Below are 20,220 nucleotides of genomic sequence, written 5' to 3'. Positions count from 1 at the left end.
GTCCCGCAGTGCTTTATGAAGTTTCGCTCCGTATCAAATCCTGTTACCGGTACCCCTTCCAGTGTTACCCCAACCAAGCGCATTTCGATGCGGGTCGCCGAATGGCTGCTCGACAGCCCGCGCCTGGGAGAAAACCCCAGCGTCAAGCACTTGGCCGGTCGTTTGCTCAAGCAACCGGCCCGTGAAGGTGTGGTCGCCGCGCAAAGTCGTCTTGGGCAGTTGATGTGCCGTGAATGCGGAAACGCCCGGGATCGGCGGATCGGGCATGACCTGTTGCGCCAGGCTGCCCGGGCCGGCGATTCTCGCGCCCGTCAGGCCCTCGGTGAAATCGACGACTGAAATCCAAGACCGCGCTGGGCAACGCCCCGCCAGCTTGGGTAACCTTCGGGCTTTATCTCTTACGCGGGAATTGTCATGGCGATGGATTTGACCAGCCTGTTGTTTGGCCTGGCGGGCGCGGCGGTGCCGTTGCTGGGTCTGGCCTGGCACCTGCAACGCCAGGCGAGCGCCGCGCAGGCCGAACAGGCCTTGCTGGAAGAGCGCCTGGCCACCGCGCACATGGCCCACGACGGCCTCAACGCCCAGCTTGATGCCTGCCGCGACGAGATCAGCGACCTCAGCCAGGCCAACTCCGCCAAGCAGGCCGAGCTTGCCGCCGCGTCCCGGGAAGTCGAGCTGTTGCAGATCGAGCGGGACAACGCTCGCGACGCAGCCCACGCCTGGAACCTGGAACGTGCCAACAAGGAAGCGGAACTGCGCCGCCTCGATGCCCAGGCGGCGTCGCTGCAAGCCGAGCTGCGTGAGCAACAGGAAAGCCATCAGCAACGCCTGGATGACCTGCAAGGTTCGCGGGACGCACTGCGGGCACAATTTGCCGAGCTGGCCGGGAAAATCTTCGACGAGCGTGAACAGCGCTTCGCCGAAACCAGCCAGCAACGCCTGGGCCAATTGCTCGACCCCTTGAAGGAGCGCATCCAGTCCTTCGAAAAACGCGTCGAGGAGAGTTACCAGGCCGAGGCGCGGGAGCGGTTCTCGCTGGGCAAGGAGCTGGAGCGGCTGCAACAGCTGAACCTGCGCCTGAGCGACGAGGCCACCAACCTCACGCGCGCGCTCAAGGGCCAGAAAACCCAAGGCAACTGGGGCGAGCTGATCTTGGAACGGGTACTCGAACACGCCGGCCTGGAGAAAGGTCGTGAGTACCAGACCCAGGTCAGTCTCAAGGGCCCGGATGGCGAGCGCTTCCAGCCTGATGTGCTGATTTATCTGCCTGGCGACAAGCAAGTGGTGGTCGATTCCAAGGTCAGCCTCACGGCTTACCAGCAGTATGTGGCCGCCGAGGATGACGCCATTGGCCTGCTCGCCCTCAAGCAACACGTGGGGTCGTTGCGGGCCCACGTCAAAGGCCTGGCCGGCAAGGACTACAAGCGCCTGGACGGTTTGCACAGCCTGGATTTCGTGTTGTTGTTCGTGCCGATCGAGGCGGCGTTTTCCGCTGCCCTGCAAGCCGAGCCGAACCTGTTCCAGGAGGCCTTCGACCGCAACATCGTGATCGTCAGCCCGACCACTTTGCTGGCGACGCTGCGGGTGATCGACAGCTTGTGGAAACAGGAACGCCAGAGCCAGAACGCCCGGGAAATCGCCGAACGGGCCGGGTGGCTGTACGACAAGTTCGTGTTGTTCATCCAGGACCTGGACGAGATCGGCAGTCGTCTGCAGCAGTTGGACAAGGCCTACAGCGCGGCACGCAACAAGCTGACGCAAGGGCGCGGCAACCTGATCAGCCGCAGCGAACAACTCAAGCTCCTCGGCGCCCGGGCCAGCAAGAACCTGCCGGCCGATTTGCTGGAGCGGGCGATGACGGATGGGGATGGGTTGCCGGAGTTGCCGGAAGAAACCCAGGGTTGATGAACTCCTTGAGTTTGGTGCAAAACCTGTGGCGAGGGGATTTATCCCCGTTCGGCTGCGCAGCAGTCGTAAACCGGCTTGTATGGTTCATCTGCTGCATCGCAGTGCCCAGGACTGGGGTCGCTGCGCAACCCAACGGGGATAAATCCCCTCGCCACAGGCTCAGTGCTCGGCTGGAGAACTCCAGTACCTACAACGGCAAATGCCGACTCAACAACGCCCTCAATGCCGCCGGTTTCACCGGCTTGGCCAGGTAATCCAGGCCTGCGGCGTGCACCTGGGCCACCGTTTCCGGCCGACCGTCGGCGCTGATCACCACCCCAGGCACCGGTTCACCCAGGCGCGTGCGCAACCAGGCCATCAGCTCGGTGCCGGTCTCACCGCCGTCCAGGTGAAAATCCACCAGCGCCAGTTGCGGCCGGCCTCCCTGGGCCAGCCAATGCTCGCATTCGTCACGGTTGCGCGCGGTCCACACCTGGCAACCCCAGCGCGTCAGCAGGCTGTTCATGCCGATCAGGATGCTGTCTTCGTTATCGACGCACAGCACCCGCGCGCCGCTGGGCAGATGGCCGTTGGGTTCGACCACCGCGCCAGGTGCGCTGGCCTGGGCCGCGGCCAGGGGCACGCTGACGCTGAATACGCTGCCTTGGCCGGGCCAGGAGCGCACGCGCAGGGTGTGGCCGAGCACGCGGCATAGCCCGTCGGCGATCGCCAAGCCCAGCCCCAGGCCTTTTTCGGCGCGGGTCTGGTGGCTGTCCAGGCGTTTGAATTCTTCGAAGATGACTTGCTGTTTATCCTCGGCGATACCCGGCCCGCGGTCCCAGACTTCCAGGCACAGCTCGCCGTTGCGTCGCCGGGCGCCCAGCAACACCGGCCCCTTGGCGTAGCGGAAGGCGTTGGTGAGGAAGTTTTGCAGGATGCGCCGCAGCAGCTTGATGTCGCTGTCGATGCGCAGTCGCGAGCCGCGCACCCGGAACTTCAGGCCCTGTTCCTGGGCCAGGACGGTGAACTCCGCGCCGAGGGTGTCGAACAGGTCATTGAGGACGAACGGCTTGCGCTCGGGATTGATCTTGCCGTTCTCCAGGCGGGAAATGTCCAGCAGGTCGGTGATCAGGTCTTCGGCCGAGCGCAGCGAACTGTCCAGGTGTTGCACCAGTTGCCGGGCTTCGCTCGGCAGGCCGTCGTGCTGGTGGGACAGCGCGGCGGAGAACAGGCGTGCGGCGTTGAGCGGCTGCATCAGGTCATGGCTGACGGCGGCGAGGAAGCGGGTCTTCGATTGGTTGGCCGCTTCAGCGGTGCTTTTCGCGTCGGTCAGCGCCAGGTTCAGTTGCGACAGTTCCCAGGTGCGCTCGGCCACCCGCTGCTCCAGGCCTTCGTTGGCTTCGGTCAACGCTTGTTCGGCCTCGCGGAACGCGGTGATGTCGGTGAAGCTCATGACGAAGCCGCCGCCAGGCATCGGGTTGCCGATCAGCTCGATGACCCGCCCGTTGGGGAACATCCGTTCGGACGTGTGGGCGCGACCCTGGCGCATCCAGTGCAAACGCCGGGCGACGTGCACCTCCGCCTCGCCGGGGCCGCAAAGGCCGCGTTCGGCGTTGTAGCGGATGATGTCGGCAATGGGCCGACCGACGCTGATCAAGCCGTCCGGGTAGTTGAACAGTTCCAGGTAGCGGCGGTTCCACGCCACCAACCGCAGCGACTGATCGACCACGCTGATGCCCTGGGTGATGTTCTCGATGGCGCCTTGCAAGAGTGCGCGGTTGAATTGCAGCACTTCCGAGGCTTCGTCGGCGATGCGCACGACGTCTTCGAGTTGCATCTCGCGGCCTTCGATCGCGGCCTTGACCACCGCCCGCGTCGACGAGGCACCGAGGACACCGGCCAGCAGGCGTTCGGTGTGGGCGATCCATTCGTTGTCGGCATTCTGGTTCGGGTTGAAGCCCTTGCCCTGGCGGTAGGCGAAGCGGATGAAGCTCTGCCGGGCCCGTTCCTCGCCCACGAAGCGGGCGGCCAGTTGCAACAGGTCTTCGATGCGCACCGCCAGCATCGAGCGGGCGTTGGGGCGGGCGCTGATTTCCTGGCCGATAAAGCGTCCGGCTTGCCAGTGTTCCGACACGCGGGTGCGCGACAGCACCGAGACCCAGGCAAACAGGGTGAAGTTGCCGGCCAGGGACAGCACCACGCCCTGGGTCAACGGGCTGATCGGCAGGTTCAACGGGTTGCCGTGCAGCCAGGCCAGGCCCGGGAAACTGTCCAGGGACCAGCCGAGGCTGTGGGCGGCGATCGGCAGCACCAGGGTGTAGAACCACAGGAAAATCCCGCTGGCGAGGCCGGCGAACACACCGCGCCGGTTGGCCTGTTTCCAGTACAGCGCGCCGAGCATGGCGGGGGCCAGTTGCGTGACGGCGGCGAAGGCAATCTGGCCGATGGTCGCCAGGCTCGCGGTCGAGCCCAGCAACCGGTAGCTGACATAGGCCAGCAACAGGATCACCACGATGCTCACGCGGCGCACCGACAGCATCCACTGGCGGAACACCTCGAAGGGCCGCTCGGCGTTGTTGCGGCGCAGCAGCCAGGGCAGCAGCATGTCGTTGGAGACCATGGTGGAGAGCGCCACGCTGGCGACAATCACCATGCCGGTGGCTGCCGAGGCGCCGCCGATGAACGCCAGCAACGCCAGCGCCGGATGGGCCTGTGCCAAAGGCAGGCTGATGACGAATGAGTCCGGCAGCACCGATCGCGGCAGCATCATTTGCCCGGCCAGGGCGATGGGCACCACGAACAGCGCGGCGAGGGCCAGGTAGGCGGGGAACACCCATTTGGCCAGGCGCAGGTCCTGGGGCTCGATGTTCTCCACCACGGTCACGTGGAATTGTCGCGGCAGGCAGATGATCGCCATCATCGCCACGCCGGTCTGTACCACCATGGACGGCCAGTTGATGGTTTCCTTCCAGTATTGCTCCAGCCGTGGTGCGAGCATCGCCTGGTCGAACAGGTCGTCGAAGCCGTCGTAGAGGCCGTACGTCACGAACGCGCCGACCGCCAGGAAGGCGAACAACTTCACCAGGGACTCGAAGGCAATCGCCAGCACCATGCCGCGGTGGTGTTCGGTGGCGTCCAGGTTGCGGGTCCCAAACACGATGGTGAACAGCGCCAGGATCAGCGAGACGATCAGCGCGGTGTCCTGGGCGCGGGTGCCCATGGCGTCGGCGCCAGCGCCGATCAACAGGTTCACACCCAGGACGATGCCCTTGAGCTGCAAGGCAATGTACGGCAGCACGCCCACCAGGCAGATCAGCGCCACCACCACCGCCAGGGATTGGGACTTGCCGTAGCGGGCGGCGATGAAGTCGGCGATGGAGGTGATGTTCTCCTGTTTGCTGATCATCACCATCTTTTGCAAGACCCACGGCGCCAGCACCAGCAGCAGGATCGGCCCGAGGTAGATCGGCAGGAACGACCAGAGCTGTTCGGCGGCCTGGCCCACGGCGCCGAAGAACGTCCAACTGGTGCAGTACACCGCCAGCGACAGGCTGTAGACCCAGGCGCGCACCCGCGGCGGCAGCGGCGTGCTGCGGCGGTCGCCGTAGAAGGCGATGGCGAACATGATGGCCATATAGGCCAGGGCGACAACGGCGATCAGCCCGCTGGACAACGACATGGAGACTCCCGGACAAAGACACCGGGACTCGGGCCCGGCAGGACAGTCTCGCATGCCCGCTCGGGTTCGTCAGTGTCGACCAAGGTCGAGGCGTGGCGGGCTGTCGCGGGCGGGGGGACTCTTAGGTTATGCAGGGGAGGGCCTCATCGCGAGCAAGCTCGCTCCCACATTGCGTCCTGGGCGAACATAGATTTTGCGTTCGCGGCAGATCAAATGTGGGAGCGAGCTTGCTCGCGATGGCGGTCTTACTGAGCCAAAGCCATATCCACTAACCGATACAACTCCCCAACCTCAAGTGGCGCGGTAGCAAAGAGGATGCGGAACACTGTCGGTGCCACCACCAGGTTGATCCACCGTTCGACACCCGGGTTGGGTTCGTCGGGGTAGCGGTCGAAGATGACCTGCAACTGAGCGCCGATGATGCCCACGCAGTGCCCCGGCGTGGCGCAGGCCTGGATGTCGCGCATCATGTTGCGACCCGGTTCGGAGCTCATTTCGTCCAGGTACTGTTCGGCCCAGGCGCGTAGGTCGCCGCGCAGGCTGCCGGTATTGGCCGGCTCACTGTCGGGCCGCATGCGGGCGATGGCAACGTCGGCCAGCAGCGCCGCCAGGTCTCCCCAGCGCCGGTAGATGGTAGACGGCGTCACCCCCGCGCGCGCAGCAATTTGCGGCACGGTCAGGGTGGCGCGGTCCTGCGTTTGCAGCAAGTCGCGGACCGCCGAATGAATCGATTCCTGTACCCGGGCGCTTCTGCCGCCGGGGCGTAAACCTTCTTTGATAGCCATGAGGCGGACCTTAACACAAAGAATTTGCTTTAAGCAGGGGGCGAGTGCAGACTCCACAAAAGCAAATTATTAGCTTTTGTGGATTTGATGGAGCGTGCCCATGTCCCGTCCAGCTTCAACGCGAGCGAGCCTGATGTTCCTGGCGCTTACCTTGCTCGGTTTTCTCGCCGCGTCCAGCGCGCCGACGCCGCTGTATCACCTCTATCAAGAACAATTGCAGTTTTCTGCGGCGGTGCTGACGCTGATCTTCGGGGTCTACGCGTTCAGTCTGCTGGCGGCCCTGCTGACCGTAGGGTCGCTGTCGGATTACCTGGGGCGCAAGCCGGTGATCTTCGCGGCCCTGCTGCTCAACATCGTGGCCATGTTGTTGTTCATCAATGCCGGCAGCATCGGCTGGCTGATCGGCGCCCGGTTGATCCAGGGTTTCGCCACGGGCATGGCCACCAGCGTGCTGGGCGCTGCGTTGCTGGACTTCGACCGTCGCCAGGGGCCGCTGATCACCAGTGTCGCGCCCTTGCTGGGCATGGCGTGCGGGGCATTGGGCTGCGGCCTGCTCGCGGAGTTCGCGCCGCTGCCGCTGCAATTGACGTACTGGCTGCTGCTGGGGCTGTTCCTGGGCCAGGCGATCTATCTCTGGCGCCTGGTCGAAAGTGTCAGCCCACAACCGGGCGCCTGGCGTTCCCTGCGCCCGAGCTTGCATGTGCCGGTGCAAGCGCGTCGAGCCCTCTGGTTGACGCTGCCCTTGAACCTGTCGGCCTGGGCGGTGGGCGGGTTCTACCTGTCCTTGGCGCCGTCCCTGGTGCGGGCCGCGACGGGATCGACCTCCAACCTGATCGGTGGTGCACTGGTGGCCGTCCTGACACTCAGCGGCGCGCTGTCCATCTTCACGCTGCGTAACCAGGCGGCCGAGAGAATCCTGCGCCTGTCGGCCGGTTTGCTGGTGATCGGCCTGACCTTGGTATTACTCGCGGCTCACAGCGCCAGCCTGGCGCTGTTCTTCATCGGCACGCTAGTGACCGGCAGCGGTTTTGGCGGGGGCTTTCTCGGCGCGCTGCGCAGCCTCATGCCACTGGCCTTGCCCCATGAACGCGCCGGCTTGATGTCGGCGTTCTATGTCCTCAGTTACCTGGCATTCAGCCTACCTTCGCTGCTGGCCGGAAACCTGGTGCGCGTGTTCGGACTGATCCCGACCACCGATGGCTATGGCGCTGTGTTGATCGTGCTGGCGGTCGCTGCACTGTGGGGTTTGCTGCGCCAATCGCAAACCGTGGCCATAAAGACTGGAAGCAGTGCCTGAAGGTATTTGCAAAATCGATAACAGATAGAGAAATTACCCGTTATATAGATATTCGAGTCGGCTATAGCATGGCCTCACCTCAACCGAGGACAGGAGTTCTGCCATGCCATGCTGTGCCGCCAAGACCCGCTTGCGTCCCCTGAGCCATTTGCCCAGGCCACTGGAAGCCATTCGCCAATTCACCCCCAACTGGTTCGCCGTCACCATGGGCACCGGCGTGCTGGCGCTGGCCTTGGCGCAATGGCCGGGGAGCGTGCCGGCCTTGCGTGTGGTGGGTGAAGGGTTGTGGGTGTTCAATACGCTGCTGTTCATCCTGTTCGCCGGGCTGTATGCGGCCCGTTGGCTGTTGTTCTTCGATGAAGCGCGAAGGATTTTCGGCCACTCAACGGTCTCGATGTTCTTCGGTACCATTCCCATGGGGCTGGCGACCCTCATCAACGGCTTGCTGGTGTTCGGGCTGCCACGCTGGGGTGACGCCGTGGTGCCGTTGGCGCAAGCGCTGTGGTGGGTTGACGTAGCCATGTCCCTGGCCTGCGGTGTGCTGATTCCCTTCCTGATGTTCACTCGCCAGGAACACCGGATCGACCAGATGACCGCGGTATGGCTGCTGCCGGTGGTGGCCGCTGAAGTCGCCGCCGCCAGCGGCGGGCTGTTGGCGCCGCACTTGGCCGACGCCCACGCGCAACTGATCATGTTGATCACCAGCTACGTGCTCTGGGCCTTTTCCCTGCCGGTGGCGTTCAGCATCCTGACGATCCTGCTGCTGCGCATGGCCTTGCACAAACTGCCTCACGAGAACATGGCGGCGTCGAGCTGGCTGGCCCTTGGCCCGATCGGCACCGGTGCCTTGGGCATGTTGCTGCTGGGGGGCGAGGCTCCGTTGATCTTCACCGCCAATGGCCTGTCGGGTGTGGGTGAAATCGCTGCCGGGCTGGGCCTGGTGGCCGGCATCACCCTGTGGGGGCTGGGGTTCTGGTGGATGTTGATGGCCCTGCTGATCACCGCGCGATACCTGCGTGAGGGCATCCCGTTCAATCTCGGTTGGTGGGGCTTTACCTTTCCCTTGGGGGTGTATGCGCTGACCACCCTGAAACTGGCGGACCTGTTGGGGTTGGGTTTCTTCGACGTGTTCGGCAGCGTGCTGGTGGTGTTGCTGGCGCTGATGTGGCTGATTGTCGGCCGGCGCACGGTGATGGGGGCCTGGCACGGCGAGCTGTTTGTGTCACCGTGCATTGCCGGATTGGCAAAATAATCGCCGCGCCTCTCCAAGCCATGCATGGCGTGGGGTAATGTGTGGCCTGGATCGAAAAACGTTATTCCAATAAGCGTCCAGGCCACTCAGGAACACGGAAGATGAGTCACCCCTCGCAGTTCACCTTGCTACGCACGCGGCGTTTCCTGCCGTTCTTCATCACCCAGTCCCTGGGTGCGTTCAACGACAACGTGTTCAAGCAGTCGCTGATTCTCGCGATCCTTTATCGGCTGACCATCGAGGGCGACCGTTCGATTTGGGTCAACCTGTGTGCGTTGCTGTTCATCCTGCCGTTCTTCCTGTTCTCGGCTCTGGCTGGGCAGTTTGGGGAAAAATTCGCCAAGGATGCGTTGATCCGCCTGATCAAGCTGGGCGAGATCGTCATCATGGCGGTCGGCGCGGTGGGTTTTCTGTTCGATCACCTGTCGCTGATGCTGGTGGCGCTGTTCGCCATGGGCACCCATTCGGCGCTGTTCGGCCCGGTGAAATATTCGATCCTGCCGCAAGCCTTGCGTGAGGATGAGCTGGTCGGCGGCAATGGCCTGGTGGAAATGGGCACCTTCCTGGCGATCCTCGCCGGCACCATCGGCGCGGGGATCATGATGTCCTCGGCGCATTACGCGCCGGTGGTGTCGAGCGCCATCGTCGGCATCGCCGTGCTCGGCTACCTGGCCAGCCGCAGCATCCCGCGCGCGGCGGCGGCCTCGCCGCAGATGCGCCTGAACTGGAACATCTTCAGCCAATCCTGGGCCACCCTGAAACTGGGCCTGGGGCAAACCCCGGCGGTGTCCCGTTCGATTGTCGGCAACTCGTGGTTTTGGTTCGTCGGGGCGATCTACCTGACGCAAATCCCGGCCTACGCCAAAGAGTGGATGCACGGTGATGAAACCGTGGTCACCCTGATCCTGACGGTGTTCTCGGTGGGGATCGCGCTGGGGTCGATGCTCTGTGAGCGGCTCTCCGGGCGCAAGGTCGAGATCGGCCTGGTGCCGTTCGGTTCGTTCGGGTTGACGGTGTTCGGGCTGTTGCTGTGGTGGCACTCCGGCGGGATTCCCGACAGCGTCCAGGGGCATGGCTGGCTCGAGGTGCTCGGCTTCGGTCATGCCTGGCTGGTGCTGATCGACATCCTCGGCCTCGGTGTCTTCGGTGGCTTCTACATCGTGCCGTTGTACGCGCTGATCCAGTCCCGCACCGCCGAAAACGAGCGGGCCCGGGTGATCGCCGCCAACAACATTCTCAATGCCTTGTTCATGGTGGTGTCGGCCATCGTGTCCATCGTGTTGCTGAGCGTCGCCAAGCTGTCGATCCCGCAGCTGTTCCTGGTGGTGTCGCTGCTCAACGTCGGCGTAAACGCCTACATCTTCAAAATCGTGCCCGAGTTCAGCATGCGCTTCATGATCTGGCTGCTGAGCCATTCGATGTACCGCGTGGAGCATCGCAACCTGGACGCGATTCCCGATGAAGGCGCGGCGTTGCTGGTCTGCAACCACGTGTCGTTCGTCGATGCCTTGCTGATTGGCGGCGCGGTGCGTCGGCCGATTCGCTTCGTGATGTACTACAAGATCTACAACCTGCCGGTGCTGAACTTCATCTTCCGCACGGCCGGGACGATTCCGATTGCCGGGCGCCAGGAAGACATCCACATCTACGAAAAGGCCTTCAAGCGCATCGCCCAGTACCTCGCGGAGGGCGAATTGGTGTGCATCTTCCCGGAAGGCAAACTGACCGCCGATGGTGAGATCAATGAGTTCAAGAGCGGCCTGACCCGCATTCTCCAGGAAACCCCGGTGCCGGTGATTCCGCTGGCATTGCAGGGCCTGTGGGGCAGCTTCTTCAGTCGTGACCCGGCCAAGGGGCTGTTTCGCCGGTTGTGGTCGCGGGTGACCCTGGTGGCAGGGCCGGCAGTGGCGGTGGAGCTGGCGGAGCCGGCCAAGTTGCAGGCGTTGGTAGGCGAGTTGCGCGGGAGTGTCAGGTAGCACAGAGCTCCTGTGGGAGCGAGCTTGCTCGCGATAGCGATGTATCAGTCGACATAATGGTTAACTGATACACCGCGTTCGCGAGCAAGCTCGCTCCCACAACGATTATGCGCTGACCTTCAGCCCGATCAGCCCCGCAATGATCAACGCCACGCTGGCCAACCGAACCAGCGCCATCGACTCACCAAACAGAATGATCCCGGCGATGACCGTGCCCACGGCGCCGACCCCGGTCCAGATCGCATAGGCCGTGCCCAGGGGCAGTTCCTTCATGGCCAGGCCGAGCAGGCCGAGGCTGATCACCATGGCGGCAATCGTCAGTGCAGTGGGGAGCGGGCGGCTGAAACCGTCGGTGTACTTCAGGCCGACTGCCCAGCCAACTTCGGCTAGGCCGGCAAAAAACAGAATGATCCAGGACATCGCAAACCTCCATCGAAGATGGGGTCGTCCCCGGATTGAGACTTGATCGACGGACGATTCAAGTGGCGGGGTCGTCCCCGCGCTCAAGGGGTAGAGTGCCCATTCTCGAGCACTCGATCAAGCCTGCGTTCAATCCACCGCCTGCTTCGCGGCGAGCGCCTCGCGGTCCTGCTTTTCGCTCATGCGCCGGAAATAAGTGGAGAGCAAGGCCCCGGAGATGTTGTGCCAGACGCTGAACAACGCACTGGGCACCGCCGCCAACGGCGAAAAATGCGCGCTGGCCAGGGCTGCTCCCAACCCGGAGTTCTGCATGCCCACTTCCAGCGCCAGGGATTTACGCTGGGCCAGCGGTAGCTTGAACAGGTGGCCGGTGAAATAGCCCAGCAGGAAGCCGAAGCTGTTGTGCAGCATCACCACCGCCATGATCAGCAGGCCCGATTCGGCTATTTTCGCCTGGCTGGCGGCAACGACCGCAGTGACGATGATGACGATGCTCACCACCGACACCAGGGGCAACACTTCCACCGCGTGGCGAACCTTGTCCCCCAGCAGGCGTTGTGCGACCACGCCCAGGACGATCGGCAGCAACACCACTTGCAGGATCGACCAGAACAGCTCCATGAACGACACCGGCAGCCAGGCCGAAGCCAGCAGCCAGATCAGTGCCGGCGTCAGCAGCGGCGCGAGCAGGGTGGTGACGGCGGCGATGGCGACCGACAGGGCCAGGTCGCCACGGGCCAGCCAGGTCATGACATTGGACGAGGTGCCGCTCGGGCAGCACCCCACCAGGATGACGCCGACGGCGATTTCCGGCGGCAGGTGGAACACCTGGCAGAGCAACCACGCCACGCCGGGCATGATCACGAAATGCGCCACCACGCCCAGGGCCACGCGCCAGGGATGACGGGCGACCTCGGCGAAGTCTTCGAGTTTGAGGGTCAGGCCCATGCCGAACATCACCAGCCCCAGCAGCGGCACGATGGCGCCTTTCAGGCCGATGAACCAGGCCGGTAGCAGGAACGCCACCACCGCGAAAATCAGTACCCAATAAGCGAAGGTATTGCCGACGAAGCGGCTCAATGCTGCCAATGCGCGCATGGCCAGATCCTTGTTATCAAATGAAACCCACAAACAATTGTGGGAGCGGGCCTGCTCGCGAACGCGGTGTATCAGTTAACCATTATGTCGACTGATACACCGCGTTCGCGAGCAAGCCCACTCCCACCGTTGAGATCACCCGCCGTTAGATTCCCTGCGGAATCTCTTCCCCGCCCAGCGCCTCGACCAACGCCGGCAGGAACTCGCCGAAAGTCAACATCATCAGCGTGAAGCTGGCGTCCAATTGGCCGAGGGCTTCGTCGCCGCCATCCTGCTCGGCCTGGTCCTGCAACAGGTCTTCGAACTTCAGGCGCTTGACCACCATCTTGTCGTCGAGCACGAAGGACAGTTTGTCCTGCCAGGCCAGGGACAGTTGCGTGACCACCTTGCCGGTGTTCAGGTGCAACTGGATCTCGTCGCTGGTCAGGTCCTGGCGCTTGCAACGCACGATCCCGCCGTCTTCGTGGGTGTCGCGCAGTTCGCATTCGTCCAGCACGAAGAAATCGTCGGCAGCCTTCTGGGTCTTGACCCAGTCGGTCATGATGGCGGTCGGGGCCATTTTGACCGTCAGCGGGCGCACGGGCAGGGTGCCGATGACTTCACGCAGGGTCGACAGCAGGTCTTCGGCGCGTTTCGGGCTGGCGGAGTTCACCAGGATCAGCCCTTGCTTCGGCGCGATGGCGGCGAAGGTGGACGAGCGGCGAATGAAGGCACGTGGCAGGAACGCCTGGATGATTTCATCCTTGAGTTGGTCACGCTCCTTCTTATAGACCTTGCGCATTTGCTCGGCCTCGATTTCCTCGACCTTTTCCTTCAGGGCATCGCGTACGACGCTGCCCGGCAGAATGCGTTCTTCCTTGCGAGCGGCAATCAGCAGGAAGTCCTGGCTGACATGCACCAGCGGCGCGTCTTCGCCTTTGCCAAACGGCGCGACGAAACCGTACGTGGTCAACTCCTGGCTTGCACATGGACGCGCCAGTTTGCTGGCCAGTGCAGTTTCCAACGCCTCGGCATCAACAGGCAGATCTTGGGTCAGGCGATAGATAAGCAGGTTCTTGAACCACATGGGGTGAGTCTCTCCTTTATACAAAGGGGGGCATTATTCTCTGCGCGGCGCCATAGGCCAACCCTTCGCTAAGCCTTTGGAAGGCCTGAAAAAATTAATTTAAAAAGTGCTTGCCAGCTTGAAGAGTGCTCCGTAGAATGCGCGCCACACCGAAAGCGAAGGGTGATTAGCTCAGCCGGGAGAGCGTCTGCCTTACAAGCAGAATGTCGGCGGTTCGATCCCGTCATCACCCACCATTCGTTTCAAGTGTTACGCGCAGCGGTAGTTCAGTCGGTTAGAATACCGGCCTGTCACGCCGGGGGTCGCGGGTTCGAGTCCCGTCCGCTGCGCCATATTTGGTTACCTGGAACACTGAACGCCAGGTCACCCCGAAAAGCCCGCTAACGCGGGCTTTTTGCTGTCTGTGGTTTACGCGGTGCGTGTTCTTCAGTTTTTTTGCTGAATTTTGCAATTAAATCAGCACGTTACAAAAAACTGTGAGAGAATGCGCCCCGCATCGAAAGTGCAGGGTGATTAGCTCAGCCGGGAGAGCGTCTGCCTTACAAGCAGAATGTCGGCGGTTCGATCCCGTCATCACCCACCAACTTTCAATGTTACGCGCAGCGGTAGTTCAGTCGGTTAGAATACCGGCCTGTCACGCCGGGGGTCGCGGGTTCGAGTCCCGTCCGCTGCGCCATATTCGGTCACCTGGAGCACTGAACGCCAGGTCACCCACAAAAAGCCCGCTCATTGAGCGGGCTTTTTGTTGCCTAGCGTTTATCAAGAGGGCGTTCCCACGCCCAGCGCGGGAGCGCCTCGACAGAATGCTTTGCGTGTCTACTGCTCGGCATTGCGACTGTGCCGGTAATCGCTGACGGCTTCATACACCGCTTTGCGCAGACGGTTGATACCACCGATGGGGCGGTGCGCCTCCAGGCCGAACCACGGATTGAACGACTGGTTATCACAGGCCAGGTTCAGCTTGGGGGTGTCGAAGTCCTGGGCGGGCACCTTGATGCGCGCAACGGTCTCGAACGGGGCATCACTTTCGCGCCATTCAATGCTGGTGTCTTCGATCGGCATGTACTTGCGCGGGTCCTGGCGCTGGACCTGCAAGACAAAGCACGCCGGCACGCGGTCTGTGGATAACTGCTGATTGAGGGCGCTGCGCAGGAAGTTGGGCAATGCCTGGTTCTGTGCGGGCAGGGTATAGGTCGGGCAACTGTCCGGGTCTGGCGCCACGCGAAACTTCGCATTGGCCGCGCCGAACTTGTAGGGCGATACCGAAAAGTACGTGGTCTGAGTCGGGCTGGCCGGTGGTGGTGAAAGGGTCGCCAGGGCGATGAACAGATGGCGAATCTGCCAACTGCGCGGGTCCACGCTCGGAAAGAAGGCCATGGCTTTCTTTCCATCGGCCTGGGCAGCCACATTCTGACGGTACTCGGCGACATCGCTGACGAAGAAGTTCGGATGGTTGAACATCACGAAATCCTGTTCGCCGTGTGATTGGCGGTCATCCAGCAGTTGCTTGCCGGGCACGTCCAGCAGCTTGATCGCCATCCCGCGCGCATCCCGCAGGCTGTCGAATTGAGGGTAAGCGTTGCCATTGGACAGGCGCATCGTCGCTTGCCAGACCTTGCCCGGCTCGGCGAACACACCCTGGCGCAACACGGCCGGCAGATCGTTCGGCACCTGCACCTCGGCCATGACGCAGCCGTGGGCCTTGGCGTGGGCGTCGCGCAGGTAGCGCGTGCCTTCGCGGTGTTGATCGACGATGCGGATCGCCGTCTGGATGATTTCCTGGGTCATGGCGGCTTCGCCGGGCGGTACCTGCTCCTGGTCAGGCACCGGGCCGCTGTGGTGCCAGGCGTACCAGGCCGTCGCCAGTGCCCAGCCGAGCAGCCCCAGGCCCAGCAGCCACAGGAGCGTCTTGCCCAAGAAGGCGCCGAGGCGCAGCCAGAGCGTGGTCAACATGGAGAAATCCTTTTGCGGGTGAGGTTCATCATTACAGTTGCGACTCCAGCGGTCCGCCCAGCACTTTCAGGTATTCCAGCAAAGCCCAGCGTTCCTGCGGTTGCAACAGCCGGCCAATGACGCCGTTGCCCTTTTCACCGGCGCGGAACTCATGACCGCTGTTGTGATTGCCGGTTATGCGGGTGTCGAAGAGAAAACCGTTGGTGAAGGCTTCGGTGCGATAACCGAGGTGTCGCGGGTCGTACTCGAAGTTGCCTTTATAAAAGGTGGTGGCCCGCTCGTCCTGGGGCGACAGCAGTTGGTAGATCGTCGGCACCGAGCCGTTGTGCAGGAACGGTGGCGTGGCCCAGACGCCCGCCAGTGGCCGGGCCTTGTAAGCGCGCAGCTCGCGCACGCCGATGGGCAGGCCGAAACCGTCCAGGGCCGGACGCTCGGCGGGGGTGACGCCGGCGTCGCGGTAGGCGCGGTTCTCGACGAACGCGGTGACATAAGCCAAGCCCTTGGCGACCGAGAGCTGGCTCAGGTCCAGCGGCTCTTTCGGGGTCGGGTGCAGTTGCACCTCCAGCTTCGCCAGCTCGGCCGGATCCCACTGCAGGCTGGTCAGGTCGAAGCGGTGGTCGGCGATGTTATTGGCGGTGCCCGGGTCGGTGCCGATCACCTGCACGGGCAGCATGTGCAGTTGTTGCACCGGCCGGTCGGGCCCCTGGATCACCTGGGGCACATGGCAGCCTGCACAATTTTCGTTGAACAGGGCGCGGCCCTTGGCGGCCAGGGGTTTGTCGATCGCGCCCAGCAGCGACTCCGGCCACGCGGGTGGCTTGAGCAGTTGCAAGGTCTCTTCGATCTTGTTCAGGTCGCGTACGCGTACGCTGGAAGGGTAGCGCGCGTCGCCTTGCAGCGGTTTGCCCTGGGCGTCGAAGAAACTCAACGTGGCGCCAACGCCCAGCGCCTCGCCGACGTTGCGGGCCATCGGTTGCTGGGCCGAGCCATTCCATTGCACCCAGTCGAACGTCCACATTTCCCACAACTGCGGGTAATCCACCGGGGCGTTGGCCACCCGGTAGTTGGCCGGCGAAATGGCGTCGCCGAAGCTGGCGTTGGCAATGCGGCCAAAGGCGTCGGTACGGCCGGGACCTTCTTCGGTCGGGTAGAGGCCGCGATGGGTGTCATTCCAGGCCACCCGCAAGAAGGTGTCGAGGGAGGCCTTGAACGCCTTGCGCAGGTCTTCATGACCGGCGTCGTAGTCGTTACCCAGGACCTGGCGGGCGAAACGTTCGAATTTCCACGGGTTGTAATAAGTAGAAACAAGACTGGCGACCAGTGCCTGTCCGAAACTGCCGCCGCGCAACGTCGGCACGCTGGAGGGCAGGACGTGTTGTGCCGAACCGCCATCGATCCGTATCGCCTGGCCCTTGAAGCGCAGTTCACCGGTGTGGCAGGCCGCGCAGGTGATGTCCAGGTATTCGTCGGTAACGCCCGGGTTCTGGTGCCGGGCGAAACCCACTGGCAGGTTGCCGGGGTTATCGGGCGAGGCTTTCTGCGCCGGGTCCACCAGGAAGCCGAAACGCGCCAGGTACTCAGGCGAAGCGAACCGCTGTTGCGAAAACGGCAGTTCGAGGGCGGTGAACCAGTTGTAGCGCAGGCCTTTCACCTGGGTGCCTTGGGGGGTGAAGTAGTAGGTCTGACGCTCGGCGGCGCTCCATTGATCCAGGTAGTGCACCTTTTCGACGGGCGTGTAGAACGGCAGGCGAGGGTTGGCAACGTAGTACAGCACCACGGCCACGGCAATGACCAGCAGCGCGAGGAGCAGCCAGAGAAGACGAGAGAGAAGGCGCACGATAACGTCCTTGTTTTTTTGATATGCCCTTATGCCTCAGTGCCGCTTTACGGGCAAGTGGCCATTATCCTTTGCGTTGCGGCGAGGTGCTCATTTGTCTGTGTAGGTAACAGATGACAGAGCCTTCATCTGCCGAGGATTAAAAAGCGTTTGCCGACCTGAACTTATCCTCGCTTTGTGGCTCACATGCCGGTAGCCATTGGTCGTGGCCGCCTGATAAGCTCGCGGCTTTACTCGATTGCCCTTTAGGCGCATGAACAAGGAAATAGCATGAAACAGCATCGGTTGGCGGCGGCGGTGGCCCTGGTTGGCCTGGTACTCGCGGGTTGCGATTCGCAGACCAGCGTAGAGCTGAAAACCCCGGCGCAGAAAGCTTCCTACGGGATCGGCCTGAACATGGGCAAGAGCCTGGCTCAGGAAGGTATGGATGACCTGGACTCCAAAGCGGTTGCCCAGGGCATTGAAGATGCCGTCGGCAAGAAAGAACAGAAGCTGAAAGACGAAGAACTGGTCGAGGCTTTTGCCGCACTGCAAAAACGTGCCGAAGAGCGCATGGCCAAGATGAGCGAGGAGTCGGCAGCGGCCGGCAAGAAATTCCTCGAGGAAAACGGCAAGAAAGCTGGCGTGACCACCACCGCTTCCGGCCTGCAGTATGAAGTGGTCAAGAAAGCCGATGGCCCGCAGCCTAAGCCGACTGACGTGGTGACAGTGCACTACACCGGCAAGCTGACCAATGGCACCGTGTTCGACAGTTCCGTCGAGCGTGGCAGCCCGATCGATCTGCCGGTCAGCGGCGTGATCCCGGGTTGGGTCGAAGGCCTGCAATTGATGCACGTCGGCGAGAAGTACAAGCTGTACATCCCAAGTGACCTGGCCTACGGTGCCCAGAGCCCGAGCCCGGCGATCCCGGCCAACTCGGTCTTGGTGTTCGACCTGGAGCTGCTGGCGATCAAGGATCCGGCCAAGGAAGACGCTGCCAAGTAATCGCGTCTGCGCCAAGACAACGCCTCGCTCATGCGGGGCGTTGTTGCATCCGGGCATTGGAAATGTAAAAAAACCGAACGCACCTCGCAGGCTACAGTCATAGGCAATACGGGCGCTGTGCTAGCCGTAGACAGCCGGTCAAGTCAATGAAATATTGGGTTTTTTTTAGTGAGTAAAAAACGCCCGATCTGAGCCGGGGCCTTATGATACGGGGGCTTCAGCGGCGAAATGCAGCTCTGTTCACAAGGTTATCCACAATTTGTGTGGATAACATTTCAGTGGGAGAAAAAATGAAGGCGCCGTGGAATTTTGCGCGATTTCTACCGCTGGCCGGGCGTCTGCTGGCCCGTGGTCGTTTGCCCACCCTGTTGTTCGCCGTCGCCAGCAAAGGCGCCCGGGAGGGTGGCCGGCTAGGCAAGCTCAAAGAGGACCTGCGCCTGTTGCAGGCCTTGTGCCTGGCCTATTGGCGGGGCGAGTACCGGGCCGTCAGCGCCAAGTCGATGTTGTCGGTGGTGGCGGGGCTCATGTATTTCCTCAGCCCGCTGGACGCCATCCCGGACATCCTGCCGATGTTTGGCATGTTCGACGACATCGCCGTGCTGGCCTGGGTCATGAAAACCCTCGACACCGAACTCGAAGCGTTCCGGGCCTGGCGTTACCGACAATCCCCCGAGAAGCTGGCCCGGGTCGAAAGGCTGCCCGATACGCCGGAGCAACTCCAGCTCCAGCGCCACGAAAAATCTTGATCCCGCGCCGCTTGCCCCAGAGAATTCATCGCCCCGCGACCTCAGCCGTCATTTAGGATTACACTTCCAAGGAAAAAGGCTGACTCGCTAAGTGTTGTTGTCCTACGGGGTAGACATGGATATTCAAATAATCACCCGCGACGGAGAGCCCGAGTACGCGGTTTTGCCGTGGGATCAGTATCAGTCGTTGTTGAAGGCCGCCGGCCTCGATCAAGCACCGTCGCGCGAAGCTTCTGTCCGGCACGCGGCGGCACCCGACCAGGTTCTCCCTGGCCTGGATCAATTACGCAGTTTGCGCGAAGGGAAGGGCATCGCCATCGAGGCGCTGGCCCGCACGGTAGGTATCAGCCCGTCTTATCTGGCCTTGATCGAGAGCGGCGAGCGTCAGCCCGATGCCGCGATTCGGCGCAGTCTGGCCTGGGAGTTGACGGTGCCGGGTTGGAGGGACGAGTCGTGAGTGTACGCATCAGTCGGCAGCATTGGGATGGGTTGTTGGGGGAGTTGGACCAGGCGCGCCGCCAGCGCCATTTGTTGACGTACCGCGCCTTGCTGGAGCGCCTGCAGCTGCCCAGCCCGGCAATGCAGACCTTGACCGCCGCCCTGGAGCACCTGGCGGCACTGGACGCCCGGGCGGAACAACCGCTGCGCAGCTCGCTGGTGATCAGCCAGGGCGCCAGCCGGTTGCCGCGCACCGGTTTCTTCGAGTGCGTCGAGCGCCTGGGCCGGTTTTCCGGGCCTTCCGATGGTGTGGCCGCCGCGTCCTGGCACGCCTCGGAAGTGGTCCGAGTGTTTGAATACGAATACCCCGAATCGGCGGAGGCCTGAGTGCTCTGGCGACTCAAGGCGCGGGCCGGCTATTGGCTGGCGCGACGCTTGTTTCACTGGTCATGGTTCGTCCGCCAGCCGCGTGGCTGGGCTTGGCTCGAAGGCCAGTTCGCGCGCATGGCGAACCTGGGTGACGCAGGGGCGCAAAGTTTTTACGGGCATATCCTGACGTTCCGTGGCCAGGGGCTTGGCGCACGTGAGGAAGGCCTGCGCCTGCTGCGGCTGGCGGCCCTGGCGGGGGATGGCAAGGCGGCCTATCAGGTTGGCGTGATCAGCCTGGCCGGCAGCGCCAGCAAGGCGCCGGATCCGGCCGAAGCCGCCCGCTGGTGGACCTTGGCAGCCAAGGCCGGGCACCCGTTGGCCGAGGACAAGCTCAAAGCGCTCGAAGCCGGCGACCGTTAGGTTATCCACAGCT

The 20,220-nt window shown here is 62.8% G+C and carries 17 protein-coding genes and 4 tRNA genes; 14 read left to right on the top strand and 7 right to left on the bottom strand.

The features are described 5' to 3' along the window. The first annotated feature begins 15 nt into the window (after nt 1-15). Both V5F23_RS20850 and rmuC read left to right on the top strand, forming a co-directional pair. A complete protein-coding gene (locus V5F23_RS20850; RefSeq protein ID WP_338496414.1) occupies nt 16-339 on the top strand; it encodes a sel1 repeat family protein in 324 nt (107 codons plus the stop codon). Nucleotides 340-528: 189 nt separating this feature from the next. After that, entirely contained in the window at nt 529-1,905 is a 1,377-nt protein-coding gene (gene rmuC / locus V5F23_RS20845; RefSeq protein WP_338498978.1) for a DNA recombination protein RmuC, read from the top strand. 190 nt (nt 1,906-2,095) lie between these two features. Here rmuC and V5F23_RS20840 read toward each other — a convergent pair whose 3' ends face one another. Both V5F23_RS20840 and V5F23_RS20835 read right to left on the bottom strand, forming a co-directional pair. Beyond that, nucleotides 2,096-5,566 carry a PAS domain-containing hybrid sensor histidine kinase/response regulator gene (locus V5F23_RS20840; RefSeq protein WP_212802918.1) on the bottom strand — a complete coding sequence of 1,157 codons (3,471 nt, stop codon included), beginning with the start codon at nt 5,564-5,566 and terminating at the stop codon, nt 2,096-2,098. A gap of 245 nt (nt 5,567-5,811) precedes the next feature. Beyond that, nucleotides 5,812-6,351 (bottom strand): TetR/AcrR family transcriptional regulator, encoded by a 540-nt coding sequence (locus V5F23_RS20835; protein ID WP_042732026.1) that lies wholly within the window; start codon nt 6,349-6,351, stop codon nt 5,812-5,814. Between the two features lie 100 nt (nt 6,352-6,451). Here V5F23_RS20835 and V5F23_RS20830 point away from each other — a divergent pair, with 100 nt between their 5' ends. The 3 genes from V5F23_RS20830 (at nt 6,452) to V5F23_RS20820 (ending at nt 10,876) form a co-directional block, all read left to right on the top strand. Further along, nucleotides 6,452-7,648 carry an MFS transporter gene (locus V5F23_RS20830; RefSeq protein WP_042732027.1) on the top strand — a complete coding sequence of 399 codons (1,197 nt, stop codon included), beginning with the start codon at nt 6,452-6,454 and terminating at the stop codon, nt 7,646-7,648. A 103-nt stretch (nt 7,649-7,751) separates the two neighbouring features. Further along, on the top strand, nt 7,752-8,900 hold the full coding sequence (locus tag V5F23_RS20825) for a TDT family transporter (protein WP_212802917.1): 1,149 nt from the start codon (nt 7,752-7,754) through the stop codon (nt 8,898-8,900). Nucleotides 8,901-9,001: 101 nt separating this feature from the next. Further along, on the top strand, nt 9,002-10,876 hold the full coding sequence (locus V5F23_RS20820; protein ID WP_047736499.1) for an MFS transporter: 1,875 nt from the start codon (nt 9,002-9,004) through the stop codon (nt 10,874-10,876). 105 nt (nt 10,877-10,981) lie between these two features. Here V5F23_RS20820 and sugE read toward each other — a convergent pair whose 3' ends face one another. The 3 genes from sugE to rdgC all read right to left on the bottom strand — a co-directional run bounded on the left by sugE (nt 10,982) and on the right by rdgC (nt 13,460). Beyond that, nucleotides 10,982-11,296: a quaternary ammonium compound efflux SMR transporter SugE gene (gene sugE, locus V5F23_RS20815; RefSeq protein ID WP_338496409.1), complete on the bottom strand. Its 315-nt coding sequence runs from the start codon at nt 11,294-11,296 to the stop codon at nt 10,982-10,984. Between the two features lie 129 nt (nt 11,297-11,425). Next, complete coding sequence (locus V5F23_RS20810; protein WP_042732580.1) at nt 11,426-12,394, bottom strand: bile acid:sodium symporter family protein; 969 nt, start codon at nt 12,392-12,394, stop codon at nt 11,426-11,428. A gap of 145 nt (nt 12,395-12,539) precedes the next feature. Beyond that, the gene (gene rdgC / locus V5F23_RS20805) at nt 12,540-13,460 is read right to left on the bottom strand and encodes a recombination-associated protein RdgC (protein ID WP_042732579.1); all 921 of its coding nucleotides are present in this window, start codon (nt 13,458-13,460) and stop codon (nt 12,540-12,542) included. A gap of 160 nt (nt 13,461-13,620) precedes the next feature. On the opposite strand from rdgC, the gene V5F23_RS20800 reads away from it, so the two are divergent. The 4 genes from V5F23_RS20800 (at nt 13,621) to V5F23_RS20785 (ending at nt 14,136) form a co-directional block, all read left to right on the top strand. Next, nucleotides 13,621-13,696: transfer RNA gene (locus V5F23_RS20800), tRNA-Val, on the top strand. Nucleotides 13,697-13,715: 19 nt separating this feature from the next. After that, nucleotides 13,716-13,792: transfer RNA gene (locus tag V5F23_RS20795), tRNA-Asp, on the top strand. Between the two features lie 175 nt (nt 13,793-13,967). Then, nucleotides 13,968-14,043 (top strand) — tRNA-Val (locus V5F23_RS20790). A gap of 16 nt (nt 14,044-14,059) precedes the next feature. Next, nucleotides 14,060-14,136 (top strand) — tRNA-Asp (locus tag V5F23_RS20785). 140 nt (nt 14,137-14,276) lie between these two features. On the opposite strand, the gene V5F23_RS20780 is transcribed toward V5F23_RS20785, so the two are convergent. Both V5F23_RS20780 and V5F23_RS20775 read right to left on the bottom strand, forming a co-directional pair. Beyond that, complete coding sequence (locus V5F23_RS20780) at nt 14,277-15,413, bottom strand: catalase family protein (protein WP_123578381.1); 1,137 nt, start codon at nt 15,411-15,413, stop codon at nt 14,277-14,279. Nucleotides 15,414-15,444: 31 nt separating this feature from the next. Then, entirely contained in the window at nt 15,445-17,250 is a 1,806-nt protein-coding gene (locus tag V5F23_RS20775) for a di-heme-cytochrome C peroxidase (protein ID WP_338496407.1), read from the bottom strand. Nucleotides 17,251-17,520: 270 nt separating this feature from the next. On the opposite strand from V5F23_RS20775, the gene V5F23_RS20770 reads away from it, so the two are divergent. From V5F23_RS20770 to V5F23_RS20750, 5 genes are all read left to right on the top strand, one after another. Then, on the top strand, nt 17,521-18,234 hold the full coding sequence (locus V5F23_RS20770; protein WP_003204577.1) for an FKBP-type peptidyl-prolyl cis-trans isomerase: 714 nt from the start codon (nt 17,521-17,523) through the stop codon (nt 18,232-18,234). Between the two features lie 290 nt (nt 18,235-18,524). Beyond that, nucleotides 18,525-18,980: a YkvA family protein gene (locus tag V5F23_RS20765; protein WP_053145990.1), complete on the top strand. Its 456-nt coding sequence runs from the start codon at nt 18,525-18,527 to the stop codon at nt 18,978-18,980. Nucleotides 18,981-19,095: 115 nt separating this feature from the next. Beyond that, nucleotides 19,096-19,437: a helix-turn-helix transcriptional regulator gene (locus V5F23_RS20760; RefSeq protein WP_042728960.1), complete on the top strand. Its 342-nt coding sequence runs from the start codon at nt 19,096-19,098 to the stop codon at nt 19,435-19,437. After that, the gene (locus V5F23_RS20755) at nt 19,434-19,805 is read left to right on the top strand and encodes a hypothetical protein (protein WP_003179080.1); all 372 of its coding nucleotides are present in this window, start codon (nt 19,434-19,436) and stop codon (nt 19,803-19,805) included. Before V5F23_RS20760 ends, V5F23_RS20755 begins: the two co-directional genes overlap by 4 nt. Further along, nucleotides 19,806-20,207 (top strand): hypothetical protein, encoded by a 402-nt coding sequence (locus V5F23_RS20750; RefSeq protein ID WP_042728939.1) that lies wholly within the window; start codon nt 19,806-19,808, stop codon nt 20,205-20,207. It abuts the gene before it with no gap. Nucleotides 20,208-20,220 lie beyond the last annotated feature (13 nt).

Origin of the sequence: Pseudomonas sp. WP18 (assembly GCF_036689585.1) — a bacterium.
GTDB lineage: Bacteria > Pseudomonadota > Gammaproteobacteria > Pseudomonadales > Pseudomonadaceae > Aquipseudomonas > Aquipseudomonas chlororaphis_E.
Note: the sequence above shows the minus strand (reverse complement) of the source record. Positions and strands in the feature narration are given on the sequence as shown.